This is a genomic window from Catonella sp. (genome assembly GCF_057250765.1).
On sequence record NZ_DBHIEC010000004.1, the window covers coordinates 129,976 to 146,158 of the forward strand.

Annotated in this window: 15 protein-coding genes; 1 reads left to right on the plus strand and 14 read right to left on the minus strand. The window is 37.5% G+C overall.

What is annotated here, in order from left to right:
- Nucleotides 1-40: 40 nt before the first annotated feature.
- The 4 genes from ACO6HM_RS03470 to ACO6HM_RS03485 are packed head-to-tail and all read right to left on the minus strand — an operon-like array spanning nt 41 to nt 2,965.
- Complete coding sequence (locus ACO6HM_RS03470) at nt 41-523, minus strand: CinA family protein (protein ID WP_485389779.1); 483 nt, start codon at nt 521-523, stop codon at nt 41-43.
- Nucleotides 523-1,062 (minus strand): CDP-diacylglycerol--glycerol-3-phosphate 3-phosphatidyltransferase, encoded by a 540-nt coding sequence (gene pgsA, locus ACO6HM_RS03475; protein ID WP_485389780.1) that lies wholly within the window; start codon nt 1,060-1,062, stop codon nt 523-525. Before pgsA ends, ACO6HM_RS03470 begins: the two co-directional genes overlap by 1 nt.
- An 11-nt stretch (nt 1,063-1,073) precedes the next feature.
- The gene (gene rimO / locus ACO6HM_RS03480) at nt 1,074-2,468 is read right to left on the minus strand and encodes a 30S ribosomal protein S12 methylthiotransferase RimO (protein WP_485389781.1); all 1,395 of its coding nucleotides are present in this window, start codon (nt 2,466-2,468) and stop codon (nt 1,074-1,076) included.
- Nucleotides 2,469-2,479: 11 nt separating this feature from the next.
- On the minus strand, nt 2,480-2,965 hold the full coding sequence (locus ACO6HM_RS03485) for an LURP-one-related/scramblase family protein (RefSeq protein WP_485389782.1): 486 nt from the start codon (nt 2,963-2,965) through the stop codon (nt 2,480-2,482).
- Between the two features lie 216 nt (nt 2,966-3,181).
- Between ACO6HM_RS03485 and ACO6HM_RS03490 the strand changes: the two genes are divergently transcribed.
- A complete protein-coding gene (locus ACO6HM_RS03490; RefSeq protein WP_485389783.1) occupies nt 3,182-4,861 on the plus strand; it encodes an alpha-glucosidase in 1,680 nt (559 codons plus the stop codon).
- Between the two features lie 115 nt (nt 4,862-4,976).
- Here ACO6HM_RS03490 and ACO6HM_RS03495 read toward each other — a convergent pair whose 3' ends face one another.
- From ACO6HM_RS03495 to ACO6HM_RS03540, 10 genes are all read right to left on the minus strand, one after another.
- Complete coding sequence (locus tag ACO6HM_RS03495) at nt 4,977-6,983, minus strand: methyl-accepting chemotaxis protein (RefSeq protein ID WP_485389784.1); 2,007 nt, start codon at nt 6,981-6,983, stop codon at nt 4,977-4,979.
- A 137-nt stretch (nt 6,984-7,120) separates the two neighbouring features.
- Nucleotides 7,121-8,620, minus strand: coding sequence for a DUF4127 family protein (locus ACO6HM_RS03500; RefSeq protein WP_485389785.1), 1,500 nt, complete (start codon nt 8,618-8,620; stop codon nt 7,121-7,123).
- 12 nt (nt 8,621-8,632) lie between these two features.
- On the minus strand, nt 8,633-9,580 hold the full coding sequence (locus ACO6HM_RS03505) for a GNAT family N-acetyltransferase (RefSeq protein WP_485389786.1): 948 nt from the start codon (nt 9,578-9,580) through the stop codon (nt 8,633-8,635).
- A gap of 4 nt (nt 9,581-9,584) precedes the next feature.
- Nucleotides 9,585-10,424 (minus strand): carbohydrate ABC transporter permease, encoded by an 840-nt coding sequence (locus ACO6HM_RS03510; protein ID WP_485389787.1) that lies wholly within the window; start codon nt 10,422-10,424, stop codon nt 9,585-9,587.
- The gene (locus ACO6HM_RS03515) at nt 10,417-11,322 is read right to left on the minus strand and encodes a carbohydrate ABC transporter permease (protein ID WP_485389788.1); all 906 of its coding nucleotides are present in this window, start codon (nt 11,320-11,322) and stop codon (nt 10,417-10,419) included. Before ACO6HM_RS03515 ends, ACO6HM_RS03510 begins: the two co-directional genes overlap by 8 nt.
- Nucleotides 11,323-11,378: 56 nt before the next feature.
- A complete protein-coding gene (locus ACO6HM_RS03520) occupies nt 11,379-12,662 on the minus strand; it encodes an ABC transporter substrate-binding protein (RefSeq protein ID WP_485389789.1) in 1,284 nt (427 codons plus the stop codon).
- Nucleotides 12,663-12,789: 127 nt separating this feature from the next.
- Nucleotides 12,790-13,776: an SGNH/GDSL hydrolase family protein gene (locus ACO6HM_RS03525; RefSeq protein WP_485389790.1), complete on the minus strand. Its 987-nt coding sequence runs from the start codon at nt 13,774-13,776 to the stop codon at nt 12,790-12,792.
- A gap of 12 nt (nt 13,777-13,788) precedes the next feature.
- Nucleotides 13,789-14,697: an ABC transporter permease gene (locus ACO6HM_RS03530; protein WP_485389791.1), complete on the minus strand. Its 909-nt coding sequence runs from the start codon at nt 14,695-14,697 to the stop codon at nt 13,789-13,791.
- Nucleotides 14,698-15,540 (minus strand): ABC transporter permease, encoded by an 843-nt coding sequence (locus ACO6HM_RS03535; protein WP_485389792.1) that lies wholly within the window; start codon nt 15,538-15,540, stop codon nt 14,698-14,700.
- A complete protein-coding gene (locus ACO6HM_RS03540; protein WP_485389793.1) occupies nt 15,530-16,144 on the minus strand; it encodes an ATP-binding cassette domain-containing protein in 615 nt (204 codons plus the stop codon). Before ACO6HM_RS03540 ends, ACO6HM_RS03535 begins: the two co-directional genes overlap by 11 nt.
- Between the last annotated feature and the right edge of the window lie 39 nt (nt 16,145-16,183).

Here is a 16,183-nt window from a genome sequence, read left to right on the forward strand (position 1 = left end):
CCTATTTTCACATGTATAGAATAAGGAGGGTTGTTGTCAATTATGTGGCAGATAAAATAATTTTTAATGCTTCTTGGACAGTTTTATGCCTAATCTCAGTTCTATCACCCTGAAAATGAAATTCATAGGCTCTAGAAGACAGAGCTTTCGTATTTTTATCCTTAATGCAAAGGCCAACAAACACAGTACCTACAGGCTTTGAAGGACTTCCTCCAAGCGGGCCTGCTATCCCTGATACAGCTACTGCTATGTCGGCAGAAGCAGAACTAAGTGCCCCTTTTGCCATTTCTTTAACTACTACATCGCTGACCACACCGTATTTACTTATGCTTTCTTCATTTACTCCTAAAAGCCTCACTTTTGCTTCATTTGCATAAGTAATATAACCCTCATTAAAGCAGCCCGACGCTCCCGAAACATTTACTATGGCAGCACCTATAAGTCCGCCCGTGCAGGACTCTGCCGTTGTTAGAATTAAATTCTTCTCTAATAGTCTTTTAACTACTTCTTCCTCAAGTTTCATTACTTTGTTTCCTTTAGCACATCTTTATTTTTGATAAAATAATCAACAAGTGAAACAATTGTCAGTATAAGTGAACCCCATATAAAAATCTGCTCCGTAGCAAGCCAAACAGGATGAGAAAAATGGAAAATCAACATAACGCTCATCACCATCTGAAATACGGTTTTAAGCTTTCCAAGGTAACCAGCCGCTATCACAATTCCTTTATCTGCAGCAACAAGCCTAAAACCGCTTATAATAAACTCCCTGCTCATTATAACGATTGCAATCCAAGCTGGTAAAAGTCCGTTCGCAACAAAGCAAAGTAAAGCAGACTGAACAAGCAGCTTATCCGCGAGCGGATCCATAAATTTGCCAAAATTGGTGACAAGGTTAAAGCGTCTTGCTATCTTGCCATCAACCAAATCAGAAAGAGCCGCAATTATAAATATTACTCCCGCTATAATCTCGTGATAAGGGATTTCTTTAATGAGCATACTTGCCACAAAAAATGGTATCATAAGTATCCTGAATACCGTAATCTTATTAGGCAGATTCATACTATCTCCTCCTAAATCAATACTCCAAACAAATCATACTCGTCTGAGGCAATTATTTCAACCTCCACAAGCTCACCTGACATAATTTCGTAGTTAGATTCAAAAAATACCTGTCCGTCTACATCGGGAGCATCCATATAGGTTCTCCCTATATAGACTTTCTTTCCGTCTTCGTTTACTTCCATAATTGAAGCAAAAGCTTCGCCATTAACAGAATCAACAGGCACCGTGCCTTCAACAAGGACTTCATAGACTTTTCCTATTCTACCCTCTGCTTTTTCAGCCGATATCTCCTGCTGAAGCTCCATAATTTCATTTCTTCTCGCAATTTTTACTTCTTCGTCTACCTGACCATCCATTTCCGCGGCAGGAGTGCCCTCCTCGGCAGAGTATGTAAACACCCCAAGACGGTCAAACTCCATCTCATCCACAAAGTTGTAAAGCTCCTTAAAGTCTTCTTCGGTTTCGCCCGGGAACCCGGTGATAAGTGTAGTTCTAAGGGTGATATCAGGAATTTCCTTACGGAGTCTTGCAATCCTCTCTCTTAGCTCAGCCTGATTTGTCTTTCTTGCCATTCTTTTTAGAATTGCATCAGAACTATGCTGAATAGGCAAATCTATGTAATGACAGACCTTTTTTTCATTCTTAATTGCTTCAATTATCTCATCTGTTATTTCTTCCGGATAACAGTATAACAGTCTTATCCATTCAATTCCACTTATTTTTGATAACTCGTGAACTAATTCAGGCAGCGCTTTCTTACCGTAAATGTCAACTCCATACAGTGTAGTCTCCTGAGCCACCAAAAGAAGCTCTTTTGTTCCCTGTTTAGCTAACTCTTCTGCCTCTTTAACAATTGTTTCCATAGGAATACTTCTATAATTACCACGGATATACGGAATAATACAGTAAGTGCAGCGTTTGTTACAGCCTTCCGCTATCTTAATATAAGATGAAATCTCTCCAGCAGGCACGAGTCTGTGTTCCTCTCCTCCAGCCAGCCTTTCAAGGTCCTCTATGTAGAGAGATTTATCCGCTAAGCCATTTTTAGACTTTATCTCAGCAATGGCAGATACAATGTTATCATAAGCAGTTGTACCTATAACAGCATCTGCCTCAGGAAGCTCATCAGTAATCATAGACTGGTATCTTTGTGCAAGACAGCCTGTCACAATGAGTCCTTTAAGCTTACCTTCTTTTTTAAGTTCCCCTATTTCTATAATTGTATTTATACTTTCTTCTTTTGCATCCCCAATGAAGCAGCAGCTATTTACTATGGCATAGTCAGCTTCATTAAGTTCATTAGTTATAGTATAGCCTTCTTTACTTAAAAGCCCAAGCATAATTTCTGAGTCTACAAGGTTTTTATCGCAGCCAAGCGATACCAGATATATTTTTTCTGTCATTTACTCTCCAATCAACCTTTTCCTTCATTATCCTTAATATTGTCAACCACAATTGTCAGTGCCAGCAAGGCTTCTTCAAATTCAGGATCAAATACGCTAATTACATAGGTATCCCCCCAAGCAAGAATTTTCCTACTGATATTACCAATCTCATTGTTATCAGAAAACACTCTAAAGTCCAAATCCCATAAGCTTCCGTCGAGACTAAGTAACTTATTATCAAAATACATATCTATTGACTTTATAAAAAAGGTAAACTTTTGCTTAATAAATGCCGTTTTTCCATTACTAAAATCAACATCATACTTAGGCATTAATGTAAGCACCCTTTTATTGATAACAAAGGCCTCACTGCCGTCCATCCTGCTGACATGTACTGTATTGCCTACAAGTCTGAAGTCCTGATCTACACGATAGACAGGATTTTGATTTGAATCCATAACCTCATAGTGGTCAGTTATCTTAAATACCTTCTGTTTAATATATAATTCATACATAAGAAAGCTCCTTAATTTCCATAAATTTAATATATCAACTTAGATATCATCGTACTTAGATAGTATATATCAATTTACTTAGATAATCAAATAATTCTATTAAGTATTGATATATCCTTGATTTTATTATATGATACAAGGGTACAATGATATAAGCCTGATTGCAGGATAAGCGCGTTCATATGGTGGCGAAATTAAGATAAAAGGAGAACATAAATGAAGAAAAAATGGTGGCACGAAAAGGTGGCATATCAAATATATCCAAAGAGCTTTTTGGATACAAAAGGAAACGGAATAGGCGATTTAAGAGGTGTAATTAACAAGCTTGATTATTTGAAAGACTTAGGTGTTGACATCATATGGCTTTCTCCCTGTTATCCTTCCCCACTTGCTGACCAGGGCTATGATATAGCGGATTACTATGATATAGATCCAAGATTTGGAACCATGGATGATATGAATGAACTGCTGGCAGAGGCAAAGAAGAGAAATATGTACATCCTGATGGACTTAGTTATCAACCACTGTTCTGACGAGCACGAATGGTTTAAGAAAGCTATGGCAGACCTAGACAGTGAGTATGCCAAATATTTTTTCATCGAAGACGGAGTAAATGGCAACCCTCCAAATAACTGGCGATCCTACTTTGGCGGAAGTGCCTGGGAAAAAATCAAAGGAACTGATAAATACTATCTCCACCTCTTTCATAAAAAGCAACCGGATTTAAACTGGGAGAACCCTAAGCTTCGTGATGAAATCTACAAAATGATTAACTGGTGGCTCGATAAGGGGCTTGCAGGTTTTAGAGTCGATGCCATAATGAATATAAGCAAGGCTCTTCCATTTACCTCTTATAACTATCCTCCTGACAGGGAAGACGGCACCGTTATATGTGCGAAGATGCTAGCTGATGCAAAGAATGTGGATAATTATCTACACGAGCTGAGACTACATACCTTTGATAAACACGACGCATTTACAGTTGGAGAGGTATTTACAGACAGAACGGAGGATATCCCTATATTTATAGGTGATGACGGCCATTTTTCAACTATGTTTGACTTTAACGAGGTAGGGTTTGGCAAGAGTGACAAGGGGTGGTATGCTGCAAAGCCAATTACACCTGATGACTATAGAAACTGTTGTTTTGAAACTCAGGTTAGAGTTAATGATTTAGGTTATATTTCTACAATCATAGAAAACCACGATTTACCAAGAGGTGCCAGTTATTTTCTCCAGACCTGTGATATAAACGACGACTCAAAGAAGCTTCTTGGAACCATGCAGCTGATGATGAAGGGCCTTCCTTTCATTTATCAGGGACAGGAAATCGGTATGGAAAACTGCGATTTTACCGGCATGGAAGAAATAGATGACATATCCACTATTGGTGAATATCAGACTGCACTTGATGCAGGTCTGTCAAAAGAGGATGCTTTTAATGCTGTTAAAAAGTTCAGCAGGGATAATGCAAGAACTCCTATGCAGTGGGATGATAGCAAAAATGCAGGATTTACAAGCGGAACTCCTTGGCTTATGGTCAACCCTAAATACAAAAAAATCAATGTAAAGTCTCAGATAGATGATGAAAACTCTGTACTTAACTACTACAGGAAGTTAACTGCTCTTAGAAAAAATGAAGCATATAAGGATACAATCGTCTATGGAGAGGTGGTGCCTTACCTTGAAAACGAGCATAATCTTATGGCATTTTACAGAAACGGCGAAAAACAAACCCTGCTTGTACTTGGTAATTTTGATAGAGAAGAAAAAACTGTAAAGCTTGAAAAGAAATGCAAGGCTAATATATTATCAAATATGAAGAATGTAGAATTTGTAAACGATAGAACCATAAAGCTTAGTCCTTATCAGTGCGTGATATTAGAGGTTGAATAATATTGCTATGTAAGCGTAAAAGCCACCATATTGATATCGCCGCTTATATGTTATAAAAGTATATTTGCGTCAAAAAAGTGGGTACCTTACGGCACCCACTTCATTTTTATATGTATTACAACTTAAACTTCTGAATAACCTCATCAAGGTCTCTAGAGAGTTCCATAAGAGCCTGGCTCTCATCCTTAACCTCTTCAAAGGTAGCAGCCTGCTCCTGTGTAGAAGCTGAGATTTCTTCTGCTGAAGCAGAGTTCTCTTCTGAAAGAGCAGAAGCATTTTCCATAACTGTGTATAGCTTCTCCTGTGCCTCACTGAACTGCTTATTAGAAGCTACGATTTCGTCCATAGCTGACTTAAGCTCAGTAATAGCATCAGATATACCGTCAAAGCGTACACTTACTTCATCTACGTTATGTGACTGATTCTCTACAATTTCAGTAGATTCATTTATCTTCTCAACCGCATAAGCTGTTCTTGTTAAAAGTTCGCTTACTGACTGGTTGATATTTTCTGTAAACTTACTTGAGTTCTCAGCAAGCTTTCTGATTTCCTCAGCTACAACCGCAAAGCCCTTTCCTGCCTCACCTGCTCTTGCAGCCTCAATAGCCGCATTAAGCGCAAGAAGGTTGGTCTGCTCAGCAATAGAACGAATCATTTCACCGGCAACCTTAATCTCATCAACTGAGCTCTGTGTATTGTCAATAGCTTCCTTAATATCATTGGATATTGCCTTACTATTCTCTGTAGACTTAAGAAGTCCTTCCATAGTAACAAGGCCTTCATTCTTAAGATTTTCTGCATTGGTTGAGGCATCACCAAGTATCTTTAGGTTAGCGTTGTTTTGTTCAATGAGGTTGCTTAGGTTCTGTACCTGAATAACACCAACCTGAGTATCCTCTGCCTGAGATGTAACACCCTGTGCAACTTCTTCAAGAGTCTTTGCAATTTCTTCTGATGAGTGGCTTACCTTCTCAGCTTTCTCTAAAAAGCTATTGCAGGAAGCACTAAGCTCAGAAGAAGACTGCTTCATCTTTTCAACTATCTCAATGAATTTGTTCTTGAGGTCCTGAGTAGCTCTGTATATATCTCCAATCTCATCTCTTCTCTTAGAATAATCATTCTTTGGAGCAGCACTGAGATTGTATGAAGAAAGTTCATTTATATCAGCATTAAGCGAATTGATAGGCTTAGCTATCCTTGAAGCTATGATAAATGAGAATACAACTCCTATTGCAATTATTACAAGACCAACTATAAGAAGTAATGTTGTAAGCTTTGCCACAGCATCAAATATCTCACTCTGATCGATAGAAACTATAACTATGATGCCTCTTTCAGTGAAGTTATAGAATCCTGCAAGTTTTTTCTGACCGAGGAAAGTATACTCGCCTATCCCTGATTGCTTTGTCATAATTTCATTCTGGAAGAATTCTGCTATTTCTTTATATTCAGGATCACTTGCCTTCTCTAAGATATTTATCTTATCTTTAACAAGCTCCTGATTTGTGTGTCCAATTAAGTCGGTCTCCTCATCGTATACAGCAAGGATTCCAGTATTCTCCCACTTAAATGTACCACAGATTTCATTCATAAATTTAGTAGGCTTAACTCCGGCAAATACACCATCGATTTCACCGTTCCTGTATAATGGAGCAGCTACTATAACAATCTTAGAGCCATCTATATTATCGGTTCTAACCTTTGATATAGAGGTCTTGCCCTGGATAGCCTGTTTGAAGTAATCATTGGCTGAAACATCAAACTTATCAGCAGTTTCAGTAAGGTTCACGCACATACCTGCTTTGTCAGTATAAAAGAAGTTAATAAATCCAAGTTCCTCTGATCTCTTACTAAAGAAAGCAACCTTGTCTTTCCAAGATACCTTATCGTCGGTAAGCATAGTGTTTCTTGAAAGCTCGTCTACTGTTCTTTCAACAGACTTTAACTCAGCTTCCATACGCATTGCGGCCTGGTCAATGATAACTGACATATCGTCGTGTATCTGATTTGTGAAATACTTTTCGATTGTGCTCTGGTTAATAAGCAGCATAACCACATTTGAGAGGATTAGCATACCTACAAAACACGCAGCAATCACTGTCTTAATTGATGTTTTTTTCATCTTTCCCTCCATTGAAAAATATTAATAGTATTTTATGACAGTTCACTATTAGAATGTGTGCCATCTAAACACTATTATATATATCGGACAAGATGAACTATAACTTAAGGGTAAAATTCACATTTTCTCAAACTATTTTATGACTGGAAGTCAACTTCCACATCAATCTCAAACATCCTTTTCCAAGGATGAGTTAAACTGCTTATTTTAAGCTTCCCTCCTAAGGATGAAAGCTCTTTACTAATAAATTCATTCAATCTTTCTTTAACAATCCTGCTGATAACCCCTTCTTTTTCTTTTACATCAAAATAATTCATGCCATATTTATCAAGTTCAGATGTGACTTTAGCCCTAACTAGCGAGCAATATCCGATATCCTCAACATATCTCTGCCCGAGGAAATCACAATGAGCCTTAGTTATTTTATAATGATAGGCATCCACCGCCTCAGCTATGGCTGTGCCTATAGTATTGGCAGAGGTGTTCCAGCCGGCATAGCCATCTACCTTCATAAGCAGATTATTGGCATTAAGAAGCCTTAGCACCTGCAAGTCTCCTCCATTAGCGTAGGCATTATCAGCAATAGTTACGATCTTTCCCTCAGCAATTCTCTCCTTTATAAAATCAATCATCTCTGCGAGATTCCTTTCAGCATAATACTCTGGCTTGGTTGAAGGCTGATATGCAGCCTCCTCCATATTGCCGGCAGGTGCAGTTACAGCCAGGATGATGTCTGCCATCTCGTATGTGTCCGTCAGCTGACAGCCTGCTGAAAGAATGTGATATTTTAGCGTCCCTGAGAGCATGTTTCCTTCATAAAGAGGAATTATGCTCTTTGCTGCGTCTGTAATATACTTAAGGTACACCTTAGGTTTCTTATTCTTAAGCACATTTATCATCCTTGATATAAGTGTAAGCTCTACCTCATCAGCACCCGGGTACATAAGTACCGTATCTTCAAGAGACTTCTCAGCTACAGCCTTTCTTATCTCTCCCTGGTCAATGGCCGCAAAACCAAATCTACAGGAATCATCTTGAGGAATAACCAGAGCATCGATGGTTCTTTCGCTAATCAAATCAAGAGAAGCTAAATTGAGTGACTTATTCACCTTTCTTCTTGATGTATAGTCTTCTAAGTACTCCTTAGGTATCTTATCCTTAAGCTCACATACAGGTGTATCTGTCTCAAGCCCTAAACTGCTTTTATGAAGAGCTGCTCCCAAATCATGAATTTCTTTACCATAATTTTCATAGTAATCAGGCTCTTCGTCGCTGCTTGAATAAGCAGGACACCTCATAATCACATTAAAAGCGTAGATAGTAAGCCTTGGATTAGCTTTTCTTATGTCCATTAAAACTCTAAGTCTTTCTTTAAGCTTAGCCTCACTCTCAAGATGAATCCTTGATGGAACAAGTCCTCCGTAAAGAAGCATATCAAGTGATATCACAAGACCTGTAGCATCCTTACACTCTTTAATTAAGAACTCGTCTATAGCTTCCAAATTAGCTGGGATTTTCTTATCTCCGAGCTTATTAGGGGTTACAATTTCAATATCATCATGAGAAAATAGTTTCCCTGGAAAAAGGAAGTTACAAGGTCTCTCATCCAGTGGCAATAATACAATCTTAGTCTTCATACCATCATCCCTTTACTGTAATTCTTTATAAGCAGCTATGTAGGTCCTCTTTACTCTAAATCCAAATTGTCCATAAAACTTAACGAGGATGGTCCAATCTATATTTACTCTTGTTATGCCGTTAAGTTTTGCCTGAACAAGGGACTCGTGAAGCAGAAAATTCCCCACCTGTCTGCCTCTAAGTGTTTCAGCAATCCCTATAGGACCAAGTCCTCCATATCCGGTCTTTTTTCCATCACCATCCTTGTATGATGTCAATATGCAAAATCCAACAACTTTATTATCTCTTTTATCCCATAATAACACGATTTCAGATGGATCCTTATGTGCCTTTATTGCTGTATCAACTTCATAGGCCCATCTTCCCGGGAATTCTGCTTCTAAGAACCTCATAAGCTCATTATAATCATCATTATATGTTTTAACCTCAAATTCACCGACAAATCCAGAATTATCAAAGCTCTCAATGTAGGTATTATCGGTAATTACAGCTTCCAAATCATAGTGGCTGCCTTCATTTACTGCAAATCTTAGATTGTTAAAAAAGCTGAGATTCTCGTCACTTGGATTAGGTATTCCCGAGAAAAAATTATGAAACTCCTGTCCCACACTTACTCTCTTGACTCCTGCACTGTGAAGTGCCTCCAAGGCTTTGGAGACAAGAAGCCTGCCATATCCATTGCGCCTATAATCTCTTGCTACAGCAACTATACTTATCCAACCGGTGTCAGGATAAAGATTGCTGTGTGATATCTTAGTTCCGATAAATCCTATAGGCTTACCTGATGCCGCTTCTCTTATTATAAGGCTTCCTTCATCAAACTTGTCAGCATCATCTATTAGTTTTTGCCTAAGACTTACCTTAGTTACATTGTATTCAGCAGGAAATGATTCCTCCGAAAGTGTAAAGATATCATCTAAATCATCCTTAGTAATTAACTTAATATCAATATTTTCCATATCATCAACCCTTTACTGCCCCACTGACAGCCTCTATATAATTTTTCTGACAAAGCATAAACACAATAAGTACAGGTATAATCGAGAGTATCGTTCCTGCCGCCACATAACCAAACTTATAACTAAACGAACCGTTTAGGTACTGCAAAGCCGTTGCAAGTGGGTACTTTGCAGGATCCTTGAATATGATAATAGGCCACAAAAAGGCATTCCAGTTACCTATGAAGTCAAAGATAACTATGGTTGATATACTCGGTACTATTCCAGGAAGCATTACCTTTAGCCAGGTAATAAACTGCCCTGCACCATCTATCTTGGCTGCATCAATTAGTTCTTTTGGCACTCCAAGATAAGCCTGCCTTAGGAGTATGATACTAAAAGTCTTGACTGATGAAGGAAGGATTACCCCCAAAGCATTGTCAAGAAGATGCATTCTTGAAATTGTGAGATAGTTGATTATCATTCCGGCAGCAGCAGGAATAATCATAGTTGCAACAAGGATAGCAAAGATAACATTTTTACCCTTAAAATTCATAGTTGCAAGAGGATAAGCACACATTGCAGAAAATACTACATCCATTGATATAGCCCCCGCGGTAATCACAATGGTGTTCCACACATATTTATGAAGCTTCATAAATTCCATCACACCGGTATAATTTGATATTGAAAAGCTATCCAGGGTGAACTTTAGGTCATATATATTTGCTCCTGTTCTAAGTGATGACAGCAAAAGCCAAAGAAATGGACCTGCACATATCAGAGCAATTGTAATTAAGAGAATGTATGATATAGTATTTGAAACCAATACCTTGGTTCTTATTCTTTTCTTAGCATTACTCATTGTTTGTCATACCTCCTCTTCTTCCATATACAAATACTGCTATACTTACTATACCTGTAAGAACTGCCTGAACTGCTCCAACTGCTGCTGCATATCCGAATCGGAATTCTCCGAAGGCCTTAGTATATGAATAGTAGTTAATAACCATGGTTGCATTATCAGGCCCTCCCTTAGAAAGCACAAAAACTACATCAAATACACCTATAGCTGAAATGATGGAGTTAAGTGTACAAAACCAAATAAATGGCTTAAGCTGTGGGATGATGATACTTGTAATCACCTTCAGCGTGCCTGCACCGTCTATTTTGGCTGCTTCACTAAGTTCTGATGGTATTCCCTGAAGTCCTGCAAGGTACATCATCATATAGTAACCAAGACCCTGCCAGAGTGTAATAAACATAAGACAGAGCATGGCTGTTTTTTTGTCACTTATGAATCCAAGTGGCTGGGTAATCAGCCCCAAGTCGCTTAAAAGGGTATTGATTACTCCACTTGAATTAAATATAAAGCCCCAGATGATAGAAACCGCTACCATAGAGGTGATAACCGGTATATAAAAAAGGGTACGGAATATACCAATACCCGGTAATTTCATATTTGCTAAAAGAGATAATAGTATTGCAAGTATCTGTATAACCGGAACAACTGCAACAAATATAAGCGAGTTTTTGATAGCAATTATAAACTCTCTGTCACTAAATGCCTTGATAAAGTTACCTAACCCAACAAATCTGGTCTTTCCAAGAACTGAGTAGTCAAAGAACATCAGTCCAAGACTAGCAAATATTGGGATGATTGTAAAAATAAAAATTATAATAAGTGCAGGAAGCATAAAGGCATAAGCGGCTGCTGTCTCCTTTAACTTTCTGTTTTTCCTAGCTTTACTGCCTTCCACCATAGTACCTCCAAAATAGTATGGGGTTGCTACCCAAGGTAACAGCCCCATTAAATTATTTATTGATTTTTTGAATCTGCTAAGATTATATTAACATCTTCTTCAGCCTGTCTAAGTGCACCTTCGATATCATCACCATTTACTATAGCAGCCTCATAAGCCTTGTTAATAGCTGCCTGAATTGTTCCCTGGTTAGCTACCCCAAGCGAAAAATCCTGAGAAGTAAGACTTGCTTTTGCAGACATAGCACTCGCCTGTCCTTCAAGTGTCTTGGTGTCAGAAGTAAAGAAGCTGTCCTCACTAGCTTTCTTGGTTGAAGGGAAGATGGAAACTGTCTTGCAGAAGGCAAGCTGATTTGCATCATCAGTAACGTAGTTAGCAAACTTGATAGCCTCTGCCTGATTCTTACTTGCAGTTGGTACTACAAGGTTCATAAGTGGGTTACGGCTAAGTCCGGTGCTTCCAGTGAGCGGTGTGCTTACAGCAATCTTCTTGTAGATATCAGGTGCCTCATCCTTAATTCTGCTAAGCGAAGAACCTGATGAACTAACAATGGCAAGCTTACCTGATTCAAAAAGCTTAAGAGCTTCATCCCAAGAACCCCAGTTTGTCTTTGGAAGTACACCTTTATCTGTATATGACTTATACTTTTTAAGTAAGTCTACAGCTTCTTGTGTATTAAATGCTGCCTTTGTCTTATCTGCGTTTAAGATTGGAATATTTTCTTCAATTAAAAGATTGAAGAACTCATCCGGCAAGAAAAGATAAGCATTGGTATCGTTATAGAACTTCTCAGCACTCTCAAGAGCCTGAGAGAAAGTTGAAGGAGCCTTGATTCCACCCTTCTTTATAAGGTCTTTGTTATAGAACATAATATCAGGTGATGCATACCAAGGGAAAGCATATACACCTTCTCCTACCTTAGCGGAATTCCACAGACTTTCGATATAAATACCCTTCTGCTCAGCTGTAGCCACCTTGTTTAAGTCAACAAGGGCATCCTGCCCAACAAGTGTAAGTGCCATCTGAGTATTAAGGTTAACAACATCAGGTGCTGTTCCACCTGCAACAGCTGTAACCAGCTTAGACTGTACATCCTCATAAGGTACATCAACCCAATTGATGGTTACATTTGGATTAGCAGTCTGGTAATCTTTTATCAGCTTATTGAAGAAATCTTCAAAGTTAGCCTTAAGCGATATAGTCCAGAACTCCAAAACTACAGGGCTTGATGATGTTGCATCACTCCCTGAATTTGTGTTAGCAGTCTTTGAACCACAGCCTGCAAGTGTAGTAACAGCTATTGCGGCACAAGCTAACAAACTTAATAATCTTTTTTTCATTTTTTCCTCTTTTCCTCCTTAAAATGAATATAAGGTATTAACCTCTATATATGATAACACCTTTGTATAAAATATACAATAAAAATAGACAAATCAAATAAATAATCCAATTAACTTATTTCTATTACTAGAAATTATTCTCAATTGCCTTTATCAAGGTGTCCGAAACCCTCTTATTCACGTTAAGGCTTGGATGTCCTGCTGCGCCAATCCCTTCACTTAACTGCTGTTTATCAAGCTTTATAAAAAAGCATTTATCATCTTTGTAGTCTTCCTTATAATTGTTTACCATAGCTTCAAGGTCAGGCAGCAGCTCATCATCCATTATTCCAAATGCAACAAATAGCTTTGACTTAGGATATAGTTTTCTAAGTTTTACTATAAATTTCATATACTCTTCCTTGAATCTGTTTATTCTCTCAGCTTTGCCCTTTATGTAGCTATTGTCATTAGTTCCAAGGTTTACAAATATATAATCAGCCTCAGGGAAAATATCCTTCTCAAACGGGAATATAACAGGCATAAGTCCGTCTTCGTTTGGCTCATCTTTTTCAGGCTCTATCCACCTCGATATGATGCCGTTTCCACTGCTTGCAAATACATAGGGCTCTGCATTTATCCTCTTTGCAGTAAGAATAGCTGATGAATTAAGTATATTCTCTTCAAAGGTTGTAAAATCCCCTTGTCCATCTATGCCGTCTACTCCATAACCGGCAGTTATGGAGTCACCTATAAACAATATGGATTTTGTATAGCTTTCTGTCTTCTTTACACTATCTTCATCCTCAAAACTAAGTTCACTAAAATAGAGGTTGCCGTATTGTTCTTCCGTAAGCTTAACTATGTCTATTTTATGAAGCTTTCCATCATCCTTAACAACCTCAACATTTTTTAATTCAGTAGTTATTGCAATTTTTTTAACAGCATCCGAGTCGTCGTCAATCACCACGCCAACATAGGGACAGCTATCTTTGTCTGCATCATTTTCAGGTGTTATTGTAAGCCTCACACTTCCCTTGCAGTAAAATGAAAGACCTGTATATGAGTCTTTAAGCAATAAGTTTCCTGACTTTTCAAAGGTTCTGCCAAGCAGCTTAACTCTTTCACTAAACATATAAGATTCTCCTTAATAATAAAAATTAAATACCATCCCTAATCCTAAGAATAATATCATAACACTTCTTAAGACAATTACAAGTATATCTTCAGACCTTGATACTCTCTCAACAAGCAAACTTATAACAGAATATACAGCAAATAACACAGCTGTTATTATAAATATCTTTGTTTTAAACCCACACAATATAAAAGGCAGCATTACACCCATACTTTTGATGCAGGATGCTAAAAAGTCCACAATGATTACCTTTGTTTCACTGGTACCTGAAAGTTCTAATCTGTCTAAAAGTCCACCGGTTCTCATTTTATTTAGCTTTAATGTTGCTCCTATACTTATGCTAATACTAAGTGTAAGTAGGAAAAATAAAGCTATATAAGACGTGAAATCCACCTCAGTGGCAAGATTATCTGTGAACTTGCCATCATTAACTTTTATTAATAAAATCTCGTTATTAAGCTTTGTCTTTTCAAGGTCTTTCGCATAGCTTTCAAAGCTTATGCTTTCTACTGAATTTATCCTCTCATACAGATTTAGATAAATATAATCGCTTACAAGTTTGGTTACTATTCTGTCGTTTAACAGACTTATTCCCTGCTTTAAGCTGTTTTTACTAACCACAATGAGTCCGTCAAATCTTCCTTTAGTAAAGTTATCCGCATATCCTTTTTTGATTGTATATTTTACATCCACATCTTTACTTGTAAGGGTTACTCCGCTTAGCCCGCTTATTATAGTTACTGCCGTCTTAGACAGTTTAGTGTTATCTTCGTCAATTATAGACACCCTAAAGGATACACGTGATTCCATACTTTTACTAAATACACTTAAAGCAAGTGCAAAAGTAAAAGAAAATGCGATAATAAGAAGCAAGCTCCATCTAAGCATTTCACTTTTTAATCTAATTCCGGTATACACTTAACCACCTATTCCTATCACCTTAGCTAATTTTATAAAAATCAAGAGAAATACAATGTCAGTAATCAATATCAGGCTTATAACTGTAGCATAAATTTCCTGTTCGCTTATACCTGAAAGAATGAGCCTTTGTCTCATATTTTTTCGCAGAATATCACTATTTGCAAGGATAGTTATGCTTATTCCAAGTAAGATTACCGCTACAATTACTTTATATCCTGCCTCCATGTCCTTCACACCTAGACCAAATACCCTGTCTTCTCCGCTAAAAATGCTGCTTCTTGCAAGTGTAAGCTTCACATAAGATGATTGAAGTTCATTAAACTTATCTATCCTTTCACTCTCAGTCATTCCTTTTTTATAAAGCACCTCCATATAGGCAAGACCTGCATTTTGCGATACATTGATTATATCCGTAAATCCTTTAATATAACTGATTACAAGCTTAGTAAAGTCGTTGTTCTCATTCTTTGTATAGATATCAAGTTCCGCCTTTTTCCCCTCATACAAGGTATCAATAGTTCCTTTTTTTATATATACCATAAGAAGGGCATCTCCTTTATCAATAAGATTCTTTCCCTTCTCATAATCCGTCCTTTGAAAGTTAACAATCTCAGCCACCTTATTATTTAGCACTGAGCTTATTGTGAGATTAGCTATTACCGAGTTCTCTTCATTCGCTATCAAAACCGTAGGTTTAGCCATATCTGATTTTTTCCACCAAATTATAAATAAAGAAAGCAAAACCATCATTAATAATAAAAGGAAAAGCGATGACTTGATTTTAATTAAAGTGAGCTTTACTTGAATTATACATAACTTGGCTATATTATTAATCTTCATAATGAAGCTCCATCTTTCCGCTGGTCAGTCTTCCATTTATATTGCATACTTTCTCCAAAAAATCTTCCTGATGTGAAGTAATTATCATAATTTTATCTTTTTTTATAGAGTTTATCAGCTTGACTACCTTTTCTACTGTACTTTCATCCATTCCTACAATGACTTCATCAAGCAGTATTAAACCAGGATTATTAGCTAGCCCGATAAGGAAATTAACAAGCCTCTTCTGTCCTCCTGATAGCTTGCAGGTCTTTTTCTTAAACAACTCCGATAAGCCTAACTGCGCAGCAAACTCTTCAAGCATTCGCAGGTTTTTCTTAGCATTTTTACCATTGCAAAAGGTCTTAAGATTATCTTTTACATTCAGGTTCTCAAATAATATGATATCCTGCGGTACATATCCTATCGTTACACCGGCTTCTATAATTACCTTACCTTGATAGTCCTTGTCAAGACCTGCTATTATCCTTAGAAGGGTTGTCTTGCCACTTCCGTTACTCCCCCTCAAAGCAAGCACGTCTCCCTCTTTAAGCGAAACGTCAAGTTTATTTAGAATTACATTTTTTCCTATCGTTTTAGATAAACCCTCTATCTTAAACTCCATCTTTTCTCCAATCAATACTAAGATTAAAGCACCTTGCAA

Excerpts from the sequence above, each read along its gene's own strand:
- ACO6HM_RS03525 (WP_485389790.1), bottom strand. The coding sequence starts at position 13,776 with ATGTTTAGTGAAAGAGTTAAGCTGCTTGGCAGAACCTTTGAAAAGTCA.
- ACO6HM_RS03470 (WP_485389779.1), bottom strand. The coding sequence starts at position 523 with ATGAAACTTGAGGAAGAAGTAGTTAAAAGACTATTAGAGAAGAATTTA.
- ACO6HM_RS03510 (WP_485389787.1), bottom strand. The coding sequence starts at position 10,424 with ATGAGTAATGCTAAGAAAAGAATAAGAACCAAGGTATTGGTTTCAAAT.
- ACO6HM_RS03495 (WP_485389784.1), bottom strand. The coding sequence starts at position 6,983 with ATGAAAAAAACATCAATTAAGACAGTGATTGCTGCGTGTTTTGTAGGT.
- ACO6HM_RS03540 (WP_485389793.1), bottom strand. The coding sequence starts at position 16,144 with ATGGAGTTTAAGATAGAGGGTTTATCTAAAACGATAGGAAAAAATGTA.
- ACO6HM_RS03505 (WP_485389786.1), bottom strand. The coding sequence starts at position 9,580 with ATGGAAAATATTGATATTAAGTTAATTACTAAGGATGATTTAGATGAT.
- ACO6HM_RS03515 (WP_485389788.1), bottom strand. The coding sequence starts at position 11,322 with ATGGTGGAAGGCAGTAAAGCTAGGAAAAACAGAAAGTTAAAGGAGACA.
- ACO6HM_RS03490 (WP_485389783.1), top strand. The coding sequence starts at position 3,182 with ATGAAGAAAAAATGGTGGCACGAAAAGGTGGCATATCAAATATATCCA.
- ACO6HM_RS03500 (WP_485389785.1), bottom strand. The coding sequence starts at position 8,620 with ATGAAGACTAAGATTGTATTATTGCCACTGGATGAGAGACCTTGTAAC.
- ACO6HM_RS03485 (WP_485389782.1), bottom strand. The coding sequence starts at position 2,965 with ATGTATGAATTATATATTAAACAGAAGGTATTTAAGATAACTGACCAC.
- rimO (WP_485389781.1), bottom strand. The coding sequence starts at position 2,468 with ATGACAGAAAAAATATATCTGGTATCGCTTGGCTGCGATAAAAACCTT.
- ACO6HM_RS03520 (WP_485389789.1), bottom strand. The coding sequence starts at position 12,662 with ATGAAAAAAAGATTATTAAGTTTGTTAGCTTGTGCCGCAATAGCTGTT.
- pgsA (WP_485389780.1), bottom strand. The coding sequence starts at position 1,062 with ATGAATCTGCCTAATAAGATTACGGTATTCAGGATACTTATGATACCA.
- ACO6HM_RS03535 (WP_485389792.1), bottom strand. The coding sequence starts at position 15,540 with ATGAAGATTAATAATATAGCCAAGTTATGTATAATTCAAGTAAAGCTC.